The 20,646-nt window shown below is 61.0% G+C and carries 15 protein-coding genes and 1 pseudogene; 5 read left to right on the forward strand and 11 right to left on the reverse strand.

Going from position 1 to position 20,646, the window contains the following annotated elements; all coding sequences use genetic code 11:
- Nucleotides 1-7: 7 nt before the first annotated feature.
- From lpxK to ACE4QZ_RS19095, 5 genes are all read right to left on the reverse strand, one after another.
- Nucleotides 8-1,009: a tetraacyldisaccharide 4'-kinase gene (lpxK, locus tag ACE4QZ_RS19075; RefSeq protein ID WP_021784972.1), complete on the reverse strand. Its 1,002-nt coding sequence runs from the start codon at nucleotides 1,007-1,009 to the stop codon at nucleotides 8-10.
- Entirely contained in the window at nucleotides 1,009-1,443 is a 435-nt protein-coding gene (locus ACE4QZ_RS19080; protein WP_021784971.1) for an ExbD/TolR family protein, read from the reverse strand. The genes lpxK and ACE4QZ_RS19080 overlap by 1 nt, the downstream gene beginning before the upstream one ends.
- Entirely contained in the window at nucleotides 1,440-2,075 is a 636-nt protein-coding gene (locus tag ACE4QZ_RS19085) for a MotA/TolQ/ExbB proton channel family protein (RefSeq protein WP_031322710.1), read from the reverse strand. Before ACE4QZ_RS19085 ends, ACE4QZ_RS19080 begins: the two co-directional genes overlap by 4 nt.
- Nucleotides 2,076-2,618: 543 nt before the next feature.
- Nucleotides 2,619-3,614, reverse strand: coding sequence for an IS110 family transposase (locus tag ACE4QZ_RS19090; protein ID WP_410480109.1), 996 nt, complete (start codon nucleotides 3,612-3,614; stop codon nucleotides 2,619-2,621).
- A 676-nt stretch (nucleotides 3,615-4,290) separates the two neighbouring features.
- Nucleotides 4,291-6,504: a DNA internalization-related competence protein ComEC/Rec2 gene (locus ACE4QZ_RS19095; RefSeq protein ID WP_331245272.1), complete on the reverse strand. Its 2,214-nt coding sequence runs from the start codon at nucleotides 6,502-6,504 to the stop codon at nucleotides 4,291-4,293.
- Nucleotides 6,505-6,646: 142 nt separating this feature from the next.
- Between ACE4QZ_RS19095 and ACE4QZ_RS19100 the strand changes: the two genes are divergently transcribed.
- The gene (locus tag ACE4QZ_RS19100) at nucleotides 6,647-7,279 is read left to right on the forward strand and encodes a DUF2062 domain-containing protein (RefSeq protein ID WP_143514802.1); all 633 of its coding nucleotides are present in this window, start codon (nucleotides 6,647-6,649) and stop codon (nucleotides 7,277-7,279) included.
- Here ACE4QZ_RS19100 and ACE4QZ_RS19105 read toward each other — a convergent pair.
- From ACE4QZ_RS19105 to ACE4QZ_RS19115, 3 genes are all read right to left on the reverse strand, one after another.
- Nucleotides 7,163-7,942 carry an ABC transporter permease gene (locus ACE4QZ_RS19105; protein ID WP_003247128.1) on the reverse strand — a complete coding sequence of 260 codons (780 nt, stop codon included), beginning with the start codon at nucleotides 7,940-7,942 and terminating at the stop codon, nucleotides 7,163-7,165. The genes ACE4QZ_RS19100 and ACE4QZ_RS19105 overlap by 117 nt on opposite strands.
- Nucleotides 7,939-8,871, reverse strand: a complete 933-nt coding sequence (locus tag ACE4QZ_RS19110; RefSeq protein WP_019752231.1) for an ABC transporter ATP-binding protein — start codon at nucleotides 8,869-8,871, stop codon at nucleotides 7,939-7,941. The genes ACE4QZ_RS19105 and ACE4QZ_RS19110 overlap by 4 nt, the downstream gene beginning before the upstream one ends.
- A gap of 133 nt (nucleotides 8,872-9,004) precedes the next feature.
- Nucleotides 9,005-9,628: a glutathione S-transferase gene (locus tag ACE4QZ_RS19115; RefSeq protein ID WP_021784803.1), complete on the reverse strand. Its 624-nt coding sequence runs from the start codon at nucleotides 9,626-9,628 to the stop codon at nucleotides 9,005-9,007.
- A 379-nt stretch (nucleotides 9,629-10,007) separates the two neighbouring features.
- Between ACE4QZ_RS19115 and ACE4QZ_RS19120 the strand changes: the two genes are divergently transcribed.
- From ACE4QZ_RS19120 to ACE4QZ_RS19135, 4 genes are all read left to right on the forward strand, one after another.
- The gene (locus tag ACE4QZ_RS19120; protein WP_084852366.1) at nucleotides 10,008-12,455 is read left to right on the forward strand and encodes an acyl-CoA dehydrogenase; all 2,448 of its coding nucleotides are present in this window, start codon (nucleotides 10,008-10,010) and stop codon (nucleotides 12,453-12,455) included.
- 79 nt (nucleotides 12,456-12,534) lie between these two features.
- On the forward strand, nucleotides 12,535-12,939 hold the full coding sequence (locus ACE4QZ_RS19125; protein ID WP_021784801.1) for a PA2817 family protein: 405 nt from the start codon (nucleotides 12,535-12,537) through the stop codon (nucleotides 12,937-12,939).
- 162 nt (nucleotides 12,940-13,101) lie between these two features.
- A complete protein-coding gene (locus tag ACE4QZ_RS19130) occupies nucleotides 13,102-13,644 on the forward strand; it encodes a fimbrial protein (protein ID WP_021784800.1) in 543 nt (180 codons plus the stop codon).
- A gap of 55 nt (nucleotides 13,645-13,699) precedes the next feature.
- Complete coding sequence (locus ACE4QZ_RS19135) at nucleotides 13,700-14,437, forward strand: molecular chaperone (RefSeq protein ID WP_021784799.1); 738 nt, start codon at nucleotides 13,700-13,702, stop codon at nucleotides 14,435-14,437.
- A 14-nt stretch (nucleotides 14,438-14,451) separates the two neighbouring features.
- On the opposite strand, the gene ACE4QZ_RS19140 is transcribed toward ACE4QZ_RS19135, so the two are convergent.
- The 3 genes and pseudogenes from ACE4QZ_RS19140 to ACE4QZ_RS19150 all read right to left on the reverse strand — a co-directional run bounded on the left by ACE4QZ_RS19140 (nucleotide 14,452) and on the right by ACE4QZ_RS19150 (nucleotide 20,345).
- The gene (locus tag ACE4QZ_RS19140; RefSeq protein ID WP_410480120.1) at nucleotides 14,452-15,909 is read right to left on the reverse strand and encodes a hypothetical protein; all 1,458 of its coding nucleotides are present in this window, start codon (nucleotides 15,907-15,909) and stop codon (nucleotides 14,452-14,454) included.
- A 71-nt stretch (nucleotides 15,910-15,980) separates the two neighbouring features.
- Nucleotides 15,981-18,175, reverse strand: a pseudogene (locus ACE4QZ_RS19145) (autotransporter outer membrane beta-barrel domain-containing protein).
- 160 nt (nucleotides 18,176-18,335) lie between these two features.
- Nucleotides 18,336-20,345, reverse strand: coding sequence for a hypothetical protein (locus ACE4QZ_RS19150; RefSeq protein ID WP_410480121.1), 2,010 nt, complete (start codon nucleotides 20,343-20,345; stop codon nucleotides 18,336-18,338).
- Nucleotides 20,346-20,646: the final 301 nt, after the last annotated feature.

Consider the following 20,646-nt stretch of genomic DNA (forward strand, 5'->3'; position numbering starts at 1 on the left):
AACGGGCTCAGGGTTGGCGCAACAAGCGTTGCAGCTGGTTGTCGAACCAGGCGCTGAAAGCCGGCGTAGGCTGCGCTTCGACGGCCAGGTACCACCAGTCGTCCGCGGCAAAGGCCCGGCATTTCACCGCATCCTTCTCGGTCATGACCAGCGGCAGTGGCGGGCTGAAAGCCAGGCTCCGGGCACTGAACTGCGCATGGTCGGCAAAGGGATGCGGCACCGGCTGCCAGTTTAGCCCCAGCAGGGTGTTGAAGAAACGTTGCGGGTTGCCGATACCGGCTACCGCATGCAAGCGCTGGCCGGCGGGGAAATAGTCGAGCGGACGGCGCTCGCCACTGCGCAGGTTGACCAGGGCGGACGGCTGCAGGCGGAAACCGAAACCATCGGTGCGGTCTTCGCTGGCGCCGTTGAACAGCACCGCGTCAGCCTCACGCAAGCGCTCGGCCGGCTCACGCAACGGCCCCGCCGGCAGGCAGCGGCCATTGCCCAGGCCGCGGGCAGCGTCGATCAGCACCAGTTCCAGGTCACGGGCCAGGCGGTAATGCTGCATACCGTCGTCGCACAGGATCAAGTCGAGGGGTTCGCTGGCCAGCAATGCCTGCACGGCCTGGGCACGATCGGGGTCGATCATCAGTGGCACGCCGGTGCGTTGCACGATCAGCAGCGGCTCGTCGCCCGCCTGACCGGCCGGCTGATCGGCCTGCACCCGCCACGGCAGCCGTGGAGGCTTGGCACCATAGCCACGGCTGACCACGCCCACCTTCAGCCCTTGCTGGCGACAGTGCTCGATCAGCCAGAGGATCATTGGCGTCTTGCCGGTGCCACCGACGGTGATATTGCCCACCACAATGACCGGTACCGGTGCCCGGTAGCTGGCACTGTCACCCCTTAGAAAACGCGCGCGCTTGCGCGTGACCACGCGGCGATACAAGGCCTCCAGCGGTCGCAGCAGCGCCAGCGACGGATGCCCGGCGTACCAGGCGGCGAGCAAGCGGTCGGTGAAAGCCATCAAGGCGTCCCCTGGGCCGCCTCGACGGTGGTCATGCGCAACTGGCTGAAACCGAGCTTGCCGGCAGCATCCATTGCGGTGACCACCGCCTGGTGCGGGGTCTTGCCGTCGGCGCTGATGGCCAGCGGCAGCGTGTTGTCGCCGCCCGACTCGCGCTCTATGGCCTCGCTCAGGGTGGCCAGGTCGCTTTTGGGTAGCAGGTGGTTGTTCACCGAGTACACGCCTTCGGCGCTGATGGTGATTTCCACCAGCTTGCCCTGGTCAGCCGGCGCCCGCTCGGCGCTGGTGGCCTCGGGCAGCTCGACGCGCAGTTGGGTCTCGCGCGTGAAAGTGGTGGTGACCACGAAGAACAGCAGCAGGACGAACACCACGTCGATCAGCGACGCCAGGTTGATGTCGACGTTCTCCCGCTGGCGATTGCGCCGGAACTTCACCCCTTGCCTCCGGCCACTTCCACTTCACGGTCGCCCTGGATCACTTCCACCAGCTTGATCGCCTCCTGCTCCATGCCGATCACCAGTTCATCGATACGACGCAGCAGGAAGCGGTGGAAGAACACCGCCGGGATACCGACCATCAGGCCAGCCGCAGTGGTGACCAGGGCCTTGGAGATACCACTGGCCAGTACGGCGGCGTTGGCAGTCATCTGCGAGCCCATGAAGGCGCTGAAAATGTCGATCATACCCAGCACGGTGCCCAGCAGGCCCAGCAGAGGCGCCATGGCGGCGATGGTGCCGAGGGTACTGATGTAGCGTTCCAGTTCGTGGATGACGCGCGAGGCGGCCTCCTCGATGCACTCTTTCATGATTTCCCGACCGTGACGCGAATTGGCCAGGCCCGCCGCGAGGATTTCCCCCAGTGGCGAATCGGCACGCAGGGCCTTGAGCTTGTCACTGGTCAGTTGCTTGTCCTTGATCCAAATCCACACCTGGCCCAGCAGGTGCGGCGGGGTGACGCGACTGGCGCGCAAGGTCCACAGCCGTTCGACGACGATAGCCATGGCAGCGATGGAGCTCAGAATGATCGGCAGCATCATCCAACCACCGGACTTGACCAATTCCCACACAATAAACGCCCCTTCGGAAAAAGGCCGCCACTCTACCATAGGCGCGCCGGGGGCTCATCTGCCGGAGGTCAGGGAATTGGGGGTGGGGCTGACGGGTGCTTGCCGTTACAGGTTCAGCGGCCGTGAGATCGAGCGCCGCCTGTATGGCGGTAGAGGTGCGTCGCCTGGGAGATCGAGCGCCGCCTGTATGGCAGTAGAGGTGCGTCGCCTGGGAGATCGAGCGCCGCGCGGGCGGCGCTCGATTTCTGCCACCCCCTAAAACCGACGGCAAACACACCCGGCCATTGCGCAACGTCATGCCAGGCGGTGTGGCCTTGAGGGTATGGCGGTAGAGGTGCGTCGCCTGGGAGACCGAGCGCCGCCCGCGCGGCGCATCGCGAGCTGCGCTCGCTCCTACGTTTGTTTCGGGCCAATCATTCCTGTGGGATTTGCGCGCGAACGCCTTGGCGCTTGGCACGATATTGCGTCGTACAAACAAGGCGGTCGCGCGCGCCTGTCACAGGCGTCACTGGCCAGAAACAAACGTAGATACTCTGTTGGCGGTCAAGCTTTTCCGAGGTGTTCAGAGCTGAAAAGCTTCACCGTATCAAATGGCACATCCCCACGCATGCATGCCCAGATGCCTGTCAGATACTTGCGCATGACAGCAGCGATAGCCTGCATTTTTTTCTTGCCCCTACTGACCAGGGATTCGTAAAAAGCCTTCGCATAAGGGTCGCAGCGCACTGCGGTCAAGGCAGGCATGTACATGGCTGCCCGCAGATAAGCATTCCCGCTTTTGCCGAGCCGACCGGGCTTGTCAATGCTCGTCCCCGACTGTGTCTGCCGAACATCCAGCCCCGCGTGACGAGCTACCTGCGAGGACTTGAGCATTTGAGGAAGGGTGGTCAGCTCAGCCAATGCAGCAAGTGCTGAGACTTCTCCTATTCCTGGGCCTGCGAGCAGCTGCTTGTACTGCCGAGTAAGCGTCGGACACTGGGCGACCATCTCGCGGCCAGCCTTACGAAAGCGTTCAATTCGATTATCCAGTGAAGCAATGGCTTCTTCTTGATCTTCGATCAGCATCGACACGGTCGTAGAGGTCGCCTGCAGCGCATGGAGTTCGTTCTTCGCCCTGGTACGGTGTCCCACCAAACGGTTGATGTGCCGGCCCAGAGCCCTCAGCTCAAGCTGCACAGGGCTTGGAGGCGTCCACAAGCGCGGTGTCATACGCTCGCCGTACTCGGACAGCAACTGAGCATCTATTGCATCGGTCTTGCTATTCGCCAGCATCAGTTTGGCGAAATTGTGAAAGCTCTTGGGGTTGATCACTGAAACAGGGAGGTCAGCCGCATGTAGCTCAAGAGCCAAGTCTAGGTAATAGATTCCGGTCGCCTCCATCACGATCGACTTGGGCTTGAGTGCCAGCAGCTTTTTCACCGCAGCCTTACGGCCTGCAGGGGTTTGAGCGATATCCCACTGTCCGGCCGGACGCCCATCTTTACGTACCCCGACGATCGAAGTGCGTGAGCCGATATCGAGGCCAACACAGACACTCATTCTTCCCTCTCCCCAGCGAATTAGGTAACAATGGCCTCCGGTTCCCCGACCTCGAACTTCATGCTGCTGCAACCTTGTAATGCGAAGTCCGACTTGTCGGCTTCTCGATACTCTTCGCAGTGGGCAATGAGGCGGGGGGCCTCTCTACGTACAAGGTCAGGGGCAATCCCTGCCTTTAGGAGCGATCGGCCTCCCCGGAAGTGCTTCTTCAGCCTGGCGAGAATAACCTCTCCCGCCAGGCTAAGGACAACATACAAGGAGCGAGCGCAGCTCGCGATGCGCCGCGCGGGCGGCGCTCGATTTCTGCCACCCCTAAAACCCACGGCAAACACACCCGGCCATTGCGCAACGTCATGCCAGCCGGTGTGGCCTTGAGGGTATGGCGGTAGAGGTGCGTCGCCTGGGAGACCGAGCGCCGCCCGCGCGGCGCATCGCGAGCTGCGCTCGCTCCTACGTTTGTTTCGGGCCAATCATTCCTGTGGGATTTGCGCGCGAACGCCTTGGCGCTTGGCGCGATATTGCGCCGAACAAACAAAACGGTCGCGCGCGTCTGCCGCAGGCGTTACTGGCCCGAAACAAACGTAGGAGCGAGCGCAGCTCGCGATGCGCCGCGCGGGCGGCGCTCGACCTCATGGCCGCTAAACCTGTAACGACGTACACCTAACACCTAACCCCCCTAATCCAGTTGAGCCCGCCAAAACCGCCGCTGCCCCCGAACGAACTCAACTTCTCCCTGCCGCCCCAACACCAACCGCAACGCGCCCTCCACCGCCGTGTCATGCACCGCCAACCCATGCCGCTGATAACGCTCCATCACCTGCACATGCGGGTGCCCGAAGCTGTTGTTGCGCCCTCGCGAAATCAATACCCCCCGCGCTGCGGTTGCCCGAATGAACGCCTCGGTGGACGAGCTGCGGCTGCCATGATGCGGCGCCTGCAGCCAGTCGATACGCGGCGCTTCAGTCTCTGCCAACCAGGCCCGTTCGGCCGCAGCTTCCATATCCCCCGCCAGCAGCAGACGCTCGCCCTGCGCCTCTATCAACAACACACAAGAACGGTCATTGCTGCTCTGCCCGTCCGCCCAGCGCCACAGCGAAAAACGCACGCCATCCCAGTCCCATTGCTCGCCACTGACGCAAGGCTGCAATTGCACGTCATCCAGCGCTTCCCCACCAATTGCCCGCCTGACCGGCAGACCACGTTGTATTGCCGCAGCACCGCCAGCATGGTCAGCATGTGCATGACTGATCACCATCAGGTCGAGGCTACCCACCCCCAGCTTGCGCAGAGTCGGCAGCACCACCCGCTCCCCCAGGTCGCTCTCTCCCCGGGCCGGACCGGCATCGTAGAGCAGGGTGTGATGCCTAGTCTGCAGCAGCACCGCCAGCCCCTGACCGACATCCAATTGCCAGACCTCGACCTGGCCGAACGGCACTGGCTCCCTGGGCACCCACAGTGCCAGCAACATGACCCCACCCAACCCACGCAAAGGCACGCCACGGGGCAGCAGCACCAGCAGCGCACCCAGCACCACCAGTAGCCAGGCCCACCCTGGCAGCACCGGGGGCACCCACGCCGGATGCTGCTGCGCCACCAACGCCAGCAACCGGAACAGCCATTCCAGCAGGCCACCCGCCAGCCACAGCAGCGCGTCCCCTACCCCACCCAGCGGCAGCAGCACTGTACCCAGCAACGCCAACGGCAACACCGCCAGGCTGACCCATGGCACCGCGACAAGATTGGCCAGCGGCGCACTCAGGCTCACCGGCAACCCCGTGGCCAGCAACACCGGCAGCAAGCCAATGGCGATCACCCATTGCGCACGCGTCCAGGCCTGCCAGGGCCGCCAACCACCCAAACGGGCGTTGAAGCAATAGATAAGCGTGGCCACGGCGGCGAACGACAGCCAGAACCCAGGCAACAACGCCGCCAACGGCTCGAAGACGAGCACGGCGACCAGCGCAAGCAGCAACGGAAAGAAAGCGCCAAGGTGACGAAAGCGCAGACGCCAGAGCAGCACCACGGCCAGCATCAGGCAAGCACGCTGCACCGGTACGCCAGCACCGGCCAACCAGCCGTAGGCCAGCGCTGCGGCCATGGCCAAGCCGCAGGCCCAAGGTAACCACGGTAACCTTGCCGGCCACAGGCCCCAACGCGCCAGTCCGGCAACCAGGCCATAGAGCAAACCGGCGACCAGGCCGATGTGCTGGCCGGAAATCACCAGCAGGTGCACCGTGCCGGTGGCCTGCAACGTCTGCCAGTCCTCCCGGGCCATGCCCGCACCATCGCCAAGCACCAGTGCCACCAGCGCTGCCTGCCGGCCATTGGCTTCGACCATCAGCAAACGCTGACGTAACGCATCGCGCCAACCACCGGTTACTGGCGCCAGCAACTGCCCCGCCTTTACCGTACCCGTAGCCCCCACCCGTCGCGCCAGCAACTGTGCTTCCCGGTCAGGCCCATGCGGGTTCAGCAGACCGGCCGGGCGCTGCAAGGTCACCGCCAGCCGCCACTGCTCGCCCGCCCGCAGCGGCGGCCCATCGAACCAGCTCAGTTGCAAACGCTGAGGCAGTTCGGCCCGCCGCGAACGGGCCGCTTCCAGCTCGAAACGCACGCCTTGTGCAGTGCGGGCCGGCAAGCCGACTACCCGCCCCTCCAGCCACAAGGTGCGGCCATCCAGGCCGGCCGCCAGACGATCATCAAGGGCCCGCTGAGCGGACCCGCACGCCCAACACAAGCCCAGCAGAAACCAACCCAACGGCCATACGCGGGTAAACAGGCTGCCGACAGCGCAGGCTGCCAGGGTTATCAACCATCCGACCGATGGCAATGCGGGAAGAAAGCCCAGGCACAACAGCCCGAGCGCGAGCGCAAACATCCCTGTGCGCATGAAGTAGAGCTCCAGAAGTGAAATCACTTCCTGAGGCATAGCCCAATCGCTGGCAAAGCTCGCTCAACAATTGTCACAAACTCTAAACGAGGCTGAGCAGGATTGAGGGCATACTGCCAGGGTCAACGCTCCGGGAGCCTACATGCCGCGCCGACTTTTCAAACGCTACATGCCGGACCCGACCAGCATTCGGGAACACAAGTCCTTACGCTTTTTCGGCAAGTTGCTGCATGACCCCAACCTCTGGCACCTGAACCGCCATTCGGTGGCGAGGGCCATGGGTGTGGGCCTGTTCGCGGCGCTTATTCCCGTTCCCATGCAGATGCTGCTGGCCGCAGCCCTGGCAATCCCGGTGCGCGGCAACCTGCCGATTGCCATCAGCCTGGTGTGGCTGACCAACCCGCTGACCATGCCACCGGTGTTCTTCGTGACCTACATGGCCGGTGCCTGGCTGATGCAGATCCCGCCGCGCTCCCTGCCCGACGAGCTGACCTTCGAGTGGATCACCGACCAACTGGCCACGCTGTGGCAGCCGTTCCTGCTGGGCTCGGTGGTGTGCGGGGTGGTGCTGGGCATCCTTGGCTACTTCACCACCATGCTCTACTGGCGCTCATGGGTGGGCCGGCAGTGGCGTCGTCGCCAATGCCGGTGCAAGGCTTCAGGCCCGCATGCCACGGCCGCTGACCAGCAAGCGAACGCAAACAACGTAGAGCACCGCAGTGGCCACCAGCATGAAGGTGATCGCCGTGCCAATGCTGATATCCGACACCCCTAGAATGCCGTAGCGGAACGAGTTGACCATGTGCAGCACCGGGTTGGCCAACGACACGGTCTGCCAGAACGGCGGCAGCAGGTTGATCGAGTAGAACACTCCGCCCAGGTAGGTCAACGGCGTCAGCACGAAGGTCGGGATGATCGAAATATCGTCGAAGTTACGCGCAAACACGGCGTTGACGAAGCCAAGCAGCGAAAAGATGGTGGCCGTCAGCAGCACAACCACCACGGTCACGCCCAGGTGGTGCACCTGCAGGTCGGTGAAGAACATCGACAAAATGGTCACGATCACACCCACCGCCAAACCACGCAGCACCCCACCCAGCACATAGCCGACGAGAATGGTGTGCGGCGACACCGGCGACACCATCAGTTCTTCGATCGAGCGCTGGAACTTGCTGCCGAAAAAGCTCGACACCACGTTGCCATAGGAGTTGGTGATCACCGACATCATGATCAGCCCCGGCACGATGTACTGCATGTAGGTGAAGCCACCCATATCGCCGATCTGCCGGCCAATCAGGTTACCGAAGATGACGAAGTACAGCACCATGGTGATCGCTGGCGGCAGCAACGTTTGCGGCCAGATGCGCAGGAAGCGCCGCACTTCGCGGTAGACGATGGTGTTCAGGGCGACCCAGTTGGTGCGCAGTTCCACACTCATACGGCCACCTTCGACAGGTTTTTTTCCACCAGGGACACGAACAGCTCCTCAAGTCGGTTGGTCTTGTTGCGCAGGCTCTGCACCTCGATGTTCTGCAGCGCCAGCTGGCCGAACAGCGCGGTGATGCCGATGTCCTTGTCCACCTGCACTTCCAGGGTATGCGGGGTCAGCAGCCGGCACGGGTAGCCCTGCAGTACCGGCGCCGCGGCCAGGTCCTGCTTGAGGTCGAGCACGAAGGTTTCGACATGCAGCTTGCCCAGCAACTGGCGCATGCTGGTGTTCTCGACGATGGTGCCATGGTCGATGATGCCGATGTTACGGCACAGCTGTTCAGCCTCTTCCAGGTAGTGCGTGGTGAGGATGATGGTGATGCCCTTCTGGTTCAGCTCGGTGAGGAAGCTCCACATCGAGCGGCGCAGCTCGATATCCACCCCGGCGGTGGGTTCGTCCAGGATCAGCAGACGCGGTTCGTGGATCAATGCGCGGGCAATCATCAGGCGCCGCTTCATGCCGCCAGACAACGAACGCGACTGCACATCACGTTTGTCCCACAGGCCCAGCTGGGTCAGGTACTGCTCGGCACGCTCCTTGGCCAGCTTGGGCGGGATGCCGTAATACCCGGCCTGGGTCACGACGATGTCGAAGGTCTTCTCGAACTGGTTGAAGTTGAACTCTTGCGGCACCACGCCCAGGCAACGCTTGAGCGCGGAGGGCTCGCGGTCCAGGTCGTGACCGAACACGCTCACTGTGCCGCTGGTCTTGTTCACCAGGGTCGAGAGAATGCCAATGGTGGTGGATTTGCCGGCACCGTTGGGGCCGAGCAAGGCGAAGAAGTCGCCTTCGGCAACATCGAGGTCGATGCCTTTGAGGGCCTGAAAGCCATTGCCGTAGGTCTTGGTCAGCTGTCGGATGGACAGGGCAGAACTCATAGCGGGTCACTTACCGAAGAAAAAGGTGCAGGACACGCCAGGTAAAGTCACTGGCGCAGTGCGTGCAGCCATGGTGCAAGGCCAGGCTGCACAAGTACAGTCACATCTATTGATAATGACTATCGAAGCGGGTTCAAGTGAGCGCAGTCATCACTGCGGCCTGGTAGGCCGGGCGTTGCTTCAGGCGCTCATACCAGGTCTGAAGGTGGTACATGTCGGGGCGCTCGATGGGCATTTCGAACCAGGCATAGATGAAGCTACCCAGTGGGATGTCGCCCATGCCGATCTGGTCACCGGACAGGTACGGCTGATTGGCCAGGGTTTCGTCGGCAATGGCCAGTAATTGCGCGCACTGCTTGTGCGCGGCGTTGATCGCCACCCAGTCGCGCTGGTCTTCCGGCGTGCGCAGCAGGCCCCAGAACAGGGGCCGGAATGGGGTAGCGAAGGACGATGTGGTCCAGTCCATCCATTTGTCGGCCAGGGCGCGTTGGCGTGGGTCTGCCTGATACCAGCCCTGCTCAGTGCCGTACTCCGCGCACAGGTAGCGGACGATGGTGTTGGACTCCCACAAGGTCAGGTCGCCGTCTTCGAGCATCGGCACCAGACCGTTGGGGTTTCGGGCACGGTAGTGCGGCTCGTTGACCACGCCGAAGGCGCCACCGGCGTCGATGGACTCGAAGTCCAGGCCCAGTTCGTGGGCGATCCACAGTGCCTTGCGCACATTGCTCGAATTCTTGCGGCCCCAGATCTTCAGCATGGCAACATCCTTTTGAATGCGGAGGTGGCACAGTCTACTCCAGACCTTCGCCGCCTGTACTGGCCTCTTCGCGGGCAAGCCCGCTCCTACAGGCTCGCCACCGTCTTCACGTCACTGGTATTCCTGCGTGGGTTTTACCCGCACATAGGCCGAGCCTGCCGGTCATTCACCGTCGCGGCCGCCCCCGCATTCGCCAACCGCTGGCATCGCCACGTTCCGCTGTAGGAGCGGGTTCACCCGCGAAAAGGCCGGTACAGGCGAACAAATGAACTGAAACTCCCACCGCCACACCCTGTCACTGTTCTGAACATGCCGTTCACAGCATTGCGTCTAAGCTGTCTGGGACGGCTCAAGCCCTAGGTTCCAAGGAGGACCGATTATGTTGCTGTTGTGGTTGGTGGTGCTGGTAATCGGCGCGGCGTACCTCACGCACCGGCGCCTGGCGCCTTTGCAGATACTCGGCGTCATGGCGGCCTATGTGCTGTTGATGGGCATTTTCAGCAGCGCCCCCGGCTGGCTGCTGGCGCTGATCTGGGTGGTGCTGGCCCTGAAGATCGCCCTGGTTGTGCTCCCGCAGTGGCGACGCAAAGTGTTTACCGCCCCGGTATTCCGCTGGTTCCAGCGTACCCTGCCGCCCATGTCGCAGACTGAGCGCGAGGCCATCGACGCCGGCACCGTGTGGTGGGATGGCGAACTGTTCAGTGGTCGCCCAGACTGGCGCACCTTGCTGGCCTACCCGGCACCGAAGCTGACTGAAGAAGAGCAAGCCTTCATTGATGGCCCGACCGAAGCACTGTGCGCCATGGTCAGCGACTGGCAGATCGGCCAGGACCTGGACTTGCCGCCCGAAGCCTGGGCACATATCAAGCAGCATGGCTTTTTCGCCCTGATCATCCCCAAGGAATACGGCGGCAAGGGCTTCTCCGCCTATGCCCACTCCCAGGTGGCGATGAAACTGGCCACCCGCAGCGGTGATCTGGCCTCCACGGTGATGGTGCCCAACTCCCTCGGCCCTGCCGAACTGCTGCTGCACTACGGCACCGACGAACAACGCAACCACTACCTGCCGCGCCTGGCCCGAGGCGAGGAAATCCCCTGCTTCGCCCTCACCGGCCCGCTGGCCGGCTCCGACGCTGGCGCCATGCCCGACACCGGCATCATCTGCAAAGGCCAGTGGCAAGGCGAAGAAGTGATCGGCCTGCGCCTGAACTGGGAAAAGCGCTACATCACCCTCGGCCCGGTCGCCACCCTGCTGGGCCTGGCATTCAAGGCCTACGACCCGGACCACCTGCTGGGCGATGAGGAAGAACTGGGCATCAGCCTGGCACTGATCCCCACCGATACCCCCGGGGTGGAAATCGGTAAACGCCACCTGCCACTGGGCGCCGCGTTCATGAATGGCCCCAACAGCGGCAAGGACGTGTTCGTCCCGCTGGACTTCCTCATTGGCGGCCAAGCGATGCTTGGCAAAGGCTGGATGATGCTGATGAACTGCCTGTCGGTAGGTCGCTCCATCTCACTGCCTGCCGTGGGTACAGGGGCTGCCAAGTACACCAGCCTGGTGACCGGCCAGTACGCCAATATCCGCGAGCAATTCAACGTGCCACTGGCGGCCTTCGAAGGTATCCAGGAATCGCTGGCACGCATTGGCGGCAACGCCTGGCTGATGGACAGTGCCCGCCTGCTGACCGCGAAGGCCGTGGATCTTGGCGAGAAACCCTCGGTGCTGTCGGCGATCCTCAAGTACCACCTCACCGAGCGTGGCCGCGAATGCATCCAGCACGCCATGGACGTGCACGGTGGCAAGGGCATCATCATGGGCCCGAACAACTACCTGGGCCGCAACTGGCAAGGGGCGCCGATCTTCATCACGGTTGAAGGCGCCAACATCCTTTCGCGCAACCTGATGATCTTCGGCCAGGGCGCCATTCGCTGCCACCCGTTCGTGCTCAAGGAGATGGCGTTGGCCGGGCGTGAAGACCACGATCAGGCACTTCAGGAATTCGATGACCTGCTGATGAAACACATCCTGTTCGCCGCCGGCAACGCGGCCAGCACTCTGGTGTTCAACCTGGGGTTGGGGGTTTTCGAGAAAGTACCGGGGGACACGCTGAGTCAGGGGTATTTCCGAGCCCTCAACCGCCAGGCCGCCGCCTTTGCCCTGCTGGCCGACCTGTCGATGATGCTGCTGGGCGGGGCGCTCAAGCGCCGGGAGCGCCTGAGTGCGCGGCTGGGCGATGTACTCAGCTACCTGTACCTGTCCAGTGCCGCACTCAAGCGCTACCACGATCTCGGTTCGCCCGAGCACATGCAGCCCCTGCTGCGCTGGGCCATGGAAGAAAGCCTGGGCCAGGCGGAGCACGCCCTGGACCGGTTGCTCGACAACTTCCCCAACCGCTTCGTCGGCTGCGCGCTACGGGTGCTGGTGTTCCCCTTTGGCCGCCGTCACACCGGGCCGAGCGATGAACTGGACGCCGAGGTGGCAGCGCTGATAGGGCGCAGCAAAGGCGACCCTGCGCTGGAAGAGCTGCTTGCCGGTTGCTTCAGGCCGCAAGCCAACGGCGACCCGGTGGCAGCCCTGCAACGAGCCTGCGACCTGCTGGAGGCGTCGACGCCGCTGCACAACGCGCTGCATCAGGCAATCAAGGAAGGCAAGGTACGACCGGCGCCCGGGCAGTCGGTGATCGATGCGGCAGTCGACAGTGGTGTACTTCAGCCTGATCAGGCGCAACGCCTGCACGCGGCCGAACAAGCGCGCCGTGCCGTGATCGACGTGGATGCCTTCGACAAGGCACAGCTGCTGCCGGAGCAAGGCAAGGTACGCTGAGACAGGGGCCGTTTTGCGGCCCCTTCCCCAACCGGCGTATACTCCGCGCCCCGTTTCAACCATTCCGAGGACCACCCCAATGGCCACCCCCCACGTGGAATACCACCTGCAACTGCTGAACCACCTGCGCACCATATTGGTGGCCCTGGGTGAAGCCGAGCAGGTACCGGAGGAAAGCCACACCCTGTTCCTCGACCGCTTCGACGAGCTGCTGACCCTGTTGCCGCAAAACCCGCTGGAAAGCCAATATCTGGGCCAAGACCTGATATGCCAGGTGATTCAGCGCTATCCGCAAATCGCCCACCTGGTGCCGCGCGACCTGCTGTGGTTCTTCGGTGGCGACTGCCTGCACTTCATGCCGGACGAAGAGCTGCAGCTCTACCAGAACCTGGAAGATCTGCGCTATGAAGCGGAACGGGACGGCCTGCGGTTTGACTGGCATGCACAAAAGCAGGCTCTGCTGGAAGCCGTAAAAAAGTCCTGAACACACGTGCGCTGCCGCCCTAAAAATCCGTACCCAGCTGCCACTTAATCCTACATTCAACCATTGGCCTCCCCCCCTATGCTGTTGGCCGCTCCCCCTTCGGCTCGAAGCCGACGCAAGGGAGCGTCCCCTAGTCAACACGACAACATCAAGGAACTGCCAATGAAAAAAACTTTGCTCATGCTCGCCATGGCGATGGCCAGCAGCAGCGCATTCGCTCTCGACGATGAAACAGGCCAGATCAGCTTCTACGGTACCATCTACGGCGGCGGTACCTGCCCGATTGAAGTCGTCGCCCCAGGCGCCAGCGTTATCCCCGAGGTATCGCTGGGTAACTTCACGAAAGGCTACTTCCACACCCCTGGCACCTCCACGCCTGACAAGGCATTCGCGCTGAAGATAACACCGACTTCGGCCTGCATAATTCCACCATCCGAGACCGCAACCGTGAAATATACCCCCTTGCACGGCATAGTCGGCACCGACCTTTATGGCGTCAACGGTGCCACGGGCGTGGGCGTCGCGATCAAAGACAGGCTGAAAGCCAAAATTGCACCCGACAGTGATTCCATCGAATACGATCTATACGTAGATCGCCCAACGGAGATGGTGTTCTACGCCTCGTACGAGTCTTACGCGGATGCAGCAGTTATCACCGACGGCGTAGCACAAGCTGAAGTCGCCTTCACGGTAGACATGCCTTGATACCTACTCCAGGTGCCCGCACCTGGAGTCCACCATTCCTGCCCGGTCAAACACCATGTCACCCCTTTCTCGACTTCTGATCACCTCATGCAGCTGCCTGGCGCTGCTCACAGCCATTCTCCCCGGCGCACAAGCGGCACTCACCATCAGCCACACGCGAGTGGTGCACGACAGCGCCAAACGCAGCTCCTCGGTCATCGTCGCCAACCCCTCCAACAGGCCGTACGCGGCGCAGGCCTGGGTAAACACCCAAGCCGACGACGCAACCACTGCCGTCCCCCTGATCGCTGCCCCTAACCTGTTCCGCCTCGACCCCGGTGGCGAACAGACGGTGCAAATCAATGCCCTGCCTAACGATCTCCCCCGTGATCGTGAGTCCGTGTTCTATTTCAACCTGCAGGAAATACCGCAGGCAGCGACCAATGACGGAGAGAACATCCTCAACATCGCCCTGCGCACGCGCATCAAGCTGTTCTATCGTCCCAGTGAGCTCAAAGGCCGCCCGCAAGACCGGTTGAAAGACCTGGCCTGGTCGGTGCAACAAATAGATGGAAAACCGCATCTGGTCGTCGATAACCCGTCGCCTTATCACTTCACCTTCAGCCGCCTGGTGGTAAGTGGCAATGGCGCGAGTGAAACCATCAACGCCAAGGCCATGGCCTTGCCCCTGGGCACGCAGGCCTATGCGCTGAACACCATGACAGTCACCGATGGGCTACAGGTGAAGTTCACCACGATCAGTGACTACAGTGGCATAACTGCAGAGGTCTCCAGCCCGGTTGCAAGGCCGTGATCCAACACTTTCCATCAATCGCGCAGTGGCAGGTTGAGCACGGGACGAAACGCTACCCAAGTCGCGCCCTCATCGAAGCTTACGGACGCCGTGATAGTAAAATTATGACCGATCCATAGGGTGGCCAGGTGGGTTTTAGGTACCGTCACATCATCGCGCATGCCAATTCCCTCGTCGGCCTCGGTAGCAGATAACGCATGCGCAAACAGCACGTCATACGCTGGCGCGTCGCTGCCACCAGGCAAGACCCCGGTCAGCTGAATGCTGACCTGCTGCCCCTCGGCAATCAAAGGCCAAGTGCCCAGCCGGATCGGCACATTGGCTGGCGCCTTGCCCAGGCTGAACCCATCGGCATTGGCCCCATCCAACTCGGGTTGGGGCAACCGCTCCGAGCGCGCTTTCACGTCCAGAGCAAGTGCGTCGGAATCGAGCGCATTGGCGTTGTCACTCACGCGGTATAGCACCGTAACGGTATGCGTGCTTTGCGCCAAAACGTACTGGGTGGGTATTTCGAAGAAACGCTCTTGCCCGTTGTACGGCGTGCTGGTCGTAAAGTACCCCGCTGTGCCCGGCGCTCCCCACACCACCGTGAGGGTTTCATCCGGGTAGATAACCGCACTCGCCGGGACCTCAACCAGTAACGGCGGGTAAAAGTCATTGAGCGTCAGCGTCTGTTGTGCCCCCCAGCCCTCTGCCTGGTCGATCAACACCGGCGGCAAACTTCGCGGTATCGGCGTGGCAGCCACCTCCAGCGTGACTGGCTGTGAACCAGCGCTCAGGTTACCGGCACGGTCACAGACCTTGTAATGGACATAGCGCTTGCCATCACCGCGCGCCAGTATCATTTCCTTGGAAAATACGATGCTTATCGGCCGGCTAGGGTCCATCAGTTCATACCGATCGACCTCTTCATTGGCAAACGGCTCACGATCCCAGTAAACGATCAGCGTGTCAGCCACTGCGGGGGTTTGATATCTCGGCACCAGCGCCTGCAGGACGTTGTTCTCGAGGTAGCGCGCGGTCACGCCGTCCCTGAGCACTTCCTCATCGAACACCAGGCTCCCTTGGTTGTCACCCAGCACTGGCGCCACCTCGTCGATGGTCAGAGACAGAGGCATGGATCCGACCTCCTCCCCATTGAAGCCGTGGGCCAAATAGGTGACGGCCGCCACCCCGTGCTCGAGGAACTGCACCGGGACATCCACATAGAGCTCATCTGGCGGTATGTCGTCGTACCAGGTCTTTTTCTCGACCTCTGAACCGTTCCAGTACAGGATGATCCATTCCGGGCGTTCGGGAGTTGGACGCGAGTATTCCCAAATCGGGATGTCGATGCGCAGTGGGCGACCCAACACCGCAACCGGCAGCAAATTGTGCTGCCCGCCGGGAATGTCGGGTAGCGCATCCGGCGCCGTCGGCGGATCGAGCGGGACCGGAACCGGAACGTAAGTACCCTGTGTAGACCGTTGCATACTCTGCATCTCCATCCAGTGCAGGCGGGCACAAAAAGGGGAGGTTCGATACCTCCCCGGTTGCAATAGCCCTACCAGCTGTAGTGAAGCCCGACGTTGGCACCCCAGGGCTGCTCGATCTTTTCACCGTTGGCGTAATCGAAGTCGGCGTGCAGTTGCAGGCGATCGGTCATGCTAACGGCAACCCCCAGCCCCAGCTCGCCGCGCGAGCCCGACAGATCATTGTCAAACCGGTTGTCGTTGACGTTGACCTGGTTGTCGTCGACGAACTCATGTGCGTAGGCAGCGCGCAGGTAGGGTTGCACCTTGCGCCCGGCACCTAGGTCGAAGGTACGCCCAACGGTGGCCCCGGCCTTGCCGAGCAGCGAGCGGGTGACGTCGCCGCGCGCCTGCATTCCGTTATCCAGGTCATAGTGCTTGCCTTGGATGGTGACCATTGACCATTGCGTATAGGGCTCGATGAAGTAGTCATTGCCCAGCTCCAGATGGCGACCGAACTCCAGGGATGCACCCACACCGAAGTTGTCGTAATCACCTTTGCTGCGCTTGCCATCGCTCAATGTGATATCCGACGAGTTGTCAAAGCGGTTGAGCTTGACCACCCCATCCAGATAGTAACCGCTCTGGGCATCGAGCCAGGTGGCATACAGCCCCAGGTAATAACTCTTGACGTCGGCAGACGCGCCACGCGTCAGGTTCAAGTCCGAATTGCTATGCCCTGCCATCACACCCAGAAGCCACTGGCCATCCCCAAGCGGCAGCGGCATATCAGCACCTAACGAGAAGCCCTGCTGTACCTGCTGGTATGCACTGCCCGCTGCATCGGAAACGTTGTACTTGTTGCCATATGCCCTGACCCAGCCACCCGCCTTGCCTTGGTCCAGGCGCAGTTCGCCCATGCGGCTCCGCAAGGTGGTGAGCTCGCCATACCATACGGTCGGCGCGGTGTTGAACAGGGCCAGCACCGAAGCGGTACCGGGGCTGATGACCTTGCTCGCACCGTCGAGGAACCAGTCGTTGCCACGCTGCACCAGTTCGTAGGAGAACGTGCCCACGTCGACTGGGCCGTTGAGCAAGGAAAACTGCGCATCGCCTGCAGCGGCATGCACCAGGTGCAGTTGGTTCTCAGACACAGGGTCGGCACCACTGCTGCCAACCAGCAAGGTATGGCTGCCGGTGGCGGTACCGGTGATTTCAAGGTAATCGCTATCGCCGGTACTGAAGTCGGCGTCCATGATGAAGTTGCCACTGCCAGCCAGCGTCCCCACGCTCAAGCGCTGATACTGGCCCGGCTCACCAAACCTGACACTGCCACCCTCAAGGGCCAAGCTGCCGACCTTGCTGTCCTCGACCATGTTCCAGCGCGCCTGGTTGCTCAGGGTCAGGCCTGCGACGTTCTCCAGTCGGCCTGTCAGGCTGGCGTGGTTGTCCAGCGTCAGCGAGGCACTGGAGCCCTCTTCGACACGCACGTCACCCACCAGTTGGCTGTTGTCCACCGTCATGCGTGCCGTGGAACTGCCCGTAACTTCCAGCAGCGCGCCGTTGCTGCCTTGCAAGGTGCTTCCTCCGGCTACGAGGATATCGGCCTCAGCCGGGCCAAGCGCGGGGTTGCCGACCACAATCGCAGAGCCGTCCTGCCCCTCTACGTGCGACCCCACCAGGCTCACCGTCGCAGTGCCAGGCTGTGCCTGCGCAGACAATATCCGCAAGCCATTCCGTGCACCCTGCAAACGGCTGCCTTCCGCGCTGAGCGTTGCGTTGTCAAACATGTCCGCAGCTGCGGCCGTACCGGTACCGACCAGTGTGCTGTTGTGCAGTACAAGGGTCGACTCGGCCGATATCAGCGCCCCCCCCTGGCGCCTTCGACATAACTGTCACTGACGGTGGCCGTTGAGCCACCCAGGCTGTTGTCGCGCTGCAAGCGCAGGCCGTAGCGGGCGCTGACCACCCGCGAATTGGCAGTTACGTTTGCGCTCGAACCGCCCCGCAGGGCGATGCCATCGTCCAGTTGCGCATCCACCGTGCTGCCGCTCATCTCCAGGTGCGCACCGCCAAAAATATCGATGTGCTGGGTGGATGCACCGTTGGCGTCAAGCCTGGCCCCTGGGTTTAGTTGATAGTTATCGAGTGGTGTATTCGCATCGATGGTCAGGTCGCCATCCACGGTCGTCAACGCTTGGGCAATTGGGCTTAGCATCATAAGCGCAGACATGACCACCTTGGCCGGCACCAACGGCCCCCCGCGTTGTTTTTGCACAATCCCCATCAGCAATGACCTCAGTTGTGTCAGTTAATGTTTCTGCCAAACGGCTATGGCAGAAAAGTTACTAAACACAGTCCGAAAATTCTGTAGGAAAACCCTACAACCCTTTCGTCAACTTCAGAAAGGACGGCGATGGCGCGCTCTATCGCCGCCCTTTTACTGCTCATTGCCTAAGTGGGCAGGCAGCCCCAAGCTGGTGCATGGAGACAATTTGTTCCAAGGTAAGTGAGGTGTACGGCTTACCCTCCAAGGTGAAGCTATACGTTACACGACCACGCCCTTCCCTGATGGTTGTGCTGTAGTTAGGAATGGGTAAAATGTGCTTATCATATGGCTCGATCCGCCATACGAATCCATTCAACTTACCGCCAGTCAGGGCTATATCTTCTGTCTTGTCGATACCCGGGATTTTTGTGTCGCCAGAGTACCCATGCACCGCCGTCCAGTGCATTGTCACCGTATCACTCTCTGTCAAGCCATACTGAGCAAGATCAGGCACTTGAACCCGAATAGATGGGACGGTGTCAGTGGGGTCGTTTGGATCGAACAACGACTTACACCCCAGCCAGCCTACTGGCGCTTCGGTATTTCCGCCTAAGAAAGCAGGTGCTTCGGGGCGCAAAACGATGGCATTGACTAACACATCCGTAGAGGGTGAAGCCGTTTTATTAGGAATGCCAGTGCGCGTGATCTCATAATGAACCGGTACGGTACCGTTCTTGCCTGCCTCGATATATTCCCAGGGAATTTCACACGTAATATTCGAGCCGGGGTCTCCATTTTCTACAGGATAATCCGCATCAGCAATATGTTGCCCCCCCCAATAGAAGGTAATGTTGTCGCCCTCTTTGAATGCAGCATCAAGCAAAAACGTCAACGATGCAGGATGCGTTTCATCGGCCGGGGTCAGTTCGTTGGCTTTACCTGAGATTGCACCAGTTACCGTGACCGGCCCCAGCTTCGGGTTGACGGGCCCTGGCCATTCTGGGTCCGGATTTGGGTCAACCGGCCCAATGCGTTCGAGGTTGACGTTCACATCAATGGATTTGCTACCTGCCGAGACCGCCCCTCGTCGCAGCTCATAGCTGACGGGCGTCTGCACATCGCCGCTGCTTGAACTACCATACTGCTCCCACACTTGCAGCGACGTCAGGTTGACGACCAAGGGGAAGCGGGGAGCGTTGCCGATCGGTTGCCAGCCGAGCTTGAGCGTCCCCCATGTCACTTCAAGCTCATCCGTGGGCTTGAAGTTTGAAAATTCAGGGATCTGCACGCTAACACCGGTGAAAACATCCTCTTGGTCAATCAAACCATCACCAGAAGGCGCTAACGGCACTACAGGGTCCTGCAACCCGGTGGGCAAGGGCCCGATAGCCACCCCTACCGGGAGATACTGCGAGAGCTTGCTGATGTTCCCTGCCTTGTCCACCAACAGGTAGAGTGCATAGACGCCGCCGTCACCCATGTCTTCGATGGCCTTCTTAGGCACTCGCAACGCTTGTGGTGGCGCTTGCACAGGCACACTCACAACAGGTTTAAATTCGGATAGATCGTCAGGCACGCTTTTCAGCCAATACACATGTACGGTATCGCCTGCCTTATAATCGTCATATTCTGGGAAGGCCAAATCCACGCTATCGATATTGGCATCCGTCACATCCGCAATTGGCGTAAAGGGTGCTGGCAGTGCCTGGCCATAGGGAGGCACACGGTCAAATATCAGGCTGAGTTCACCATCAGATTTTATCCTGTCTCCACCATTGTACGGCTGAACTTCACAACTGAATTTGTGTTCACCCTCCCCCCACAACTCTATCTTCGCTTTGGGAACTGTGAATGCAAAAGGAAAACCAGGCTTATCATCGGCATTGAATTCCCGGTTGAACATTTCCTCTGGCCCACCCGTAGCCGCAGTATGATAAACATATAATGTGTCAAACAGGCCAGAATCCGGCGGCGCAAACGTATCCCAAGCTTGCAGATCGATAATCAGGTTTTCAGCTGGATTCAGCAAGACGCTGTTCTTCACAGTATTATCTGCTGGGTCCGCCAACAGCGATTCCTTGATAGTTGGCGGATCGAGCGGCGCGACCTCGACTGCCCGGGCCCTGGCCCCGCGAACGCTTTGACGGGCTTGTTCTGCCGCCGCCCACTTGCTTACTTGCTTGTTCATAGCCTCACCCGCTGGATAGAAGTTGAAAAACGACAAACCAACCAAACTCAGGTGAACCCATTAAAAAGCGTAAATCCCCCATCGGCAACTGACAAAAATGTCAGTTGACGCCTCTATAAAGATGCTTTTTTCAAACGTGAAAATCCGATACCAGAGGGCTGGTATCGGATTTTCCATAAAGCCCAGATTGGGTTCAACTGCTTAAGCAAGCAGCATTATGCGCAGGCGCAAGACCTTTCACCCACGGGGTGGGCCCACTTGACATTACCCCTGCAAAGCCAGGTAGCCCCTCGATAAAGGG

This window comes from Pseudomonas sp. DCA-1, from assembly GCF_046523955.1.
Taxonomy (GTDB): domain Bacteria; phylum Pseudomonadota; class Gammaproteobacteria; order Pseudomonadales; family Pseudomonadaceae; genus Aquipseudomonas; species Aquipseudomonas putida_Y.

Excerpts from the sequence above, each read along its gene's own strand:
- lpxK (WP_021784972.1), bottom strand. The coding sequence starts at position 1,009 with ATGGCTTTCACCGACCGCTTGCTCGCCGCCTGGTACGCCGGGCATCCG.
- ACE4QZ_RS19090 (WP_410480109.1), bottom strand. The coding sequence starts at position 3,614 with ATGAGTGTCTGTGTTGGCCTCGATATCGGCTCACGCACTTCGATCGTC.
- ACE4QZ_RS19095 (WP_331245272.1), bottom strand. The coding sequence starts at position 6,504 with ATGCGCACAGGGATGTTTGCGCTCGCGCTCGGGCTGTTGTGCCTGGGC.
- ACE4QZ_RS19100 (WP_143514802.1), top strand. The coding sequence starts at position 6,647 with ATGCCGCGCCGACTTTTCAAACGCTACATGCCGGACCCGACCAGCATT.
- ACE4QZ_RS19105 (WP_003247128.1), bottom strand. The coding sequence starts at position 7,942 with ATGAGTGTGGAACTGCGCACCAACTGGGTCGCCCTGAACACCATCGTC.
- ACE4QZ_RS19110 (WP_019752231.1), bottom strand. The coding sequence starts at position 8,871 with ATGAGTTCTGCCCTGTCCATCCGACAGCTGACCAAGACCTACGGCAAT.
- ACE4QZ_RS19115 (WP_021784803.1), bottom strand. The coding sequence starts at position 9,628 with ATGCTGAAGATCTGGGGCCGCAAGAATTCGAGCAATGTGCGCAAGGCA.
- ACE4QZ_RS19120 (WP_084852366.1), top strand. The coding sequence starts at position 10,008 with ATGTTGCTGTTGTGGTTGGTGGTGCTGGTAATCGGCGCGGCGTACCTC.
- ACE4QZ_RS19125 (WP_021784801.1), top strand. The coding sequence starts at position 12,535 with ATGGCCACCCCCCACGTGGAATACCACCTGCAACTGCTGAACCACCTG.
- ACE4QZ_RS19130 (WP_021784800.1), top strand. The coding sequence starts at position 13,102 with ATGAAAAAAACTTTGCTCATGCTCGCCATGGCGATGGCCAGCAGCAGC.
- ACE4QZ_RS19135 (WP_021784799.1), top strand. The coding sequence starts at position 13,700 with ATGTCACCCCTTTCTCGACTTCTGATCACCTCATGCAGCTGCCTGGCG.
- ACE4QZ_RS19140 (WP_410480120.1), bottom strand. The coding sequence starts at position 15,909 with ATGCAACGGTCTACACAGGGTACTTACGTTCCGGTTCCGGTCCCGCTC.
- ACE4QZ_RS19150 (WP_410480121.1), bottom strand. The coding sequence starts at position 20,345 with ATGAACAAGCAAGTAAGCAAGTGGGCGGCGGCAGAACAAGCCCGTCAA.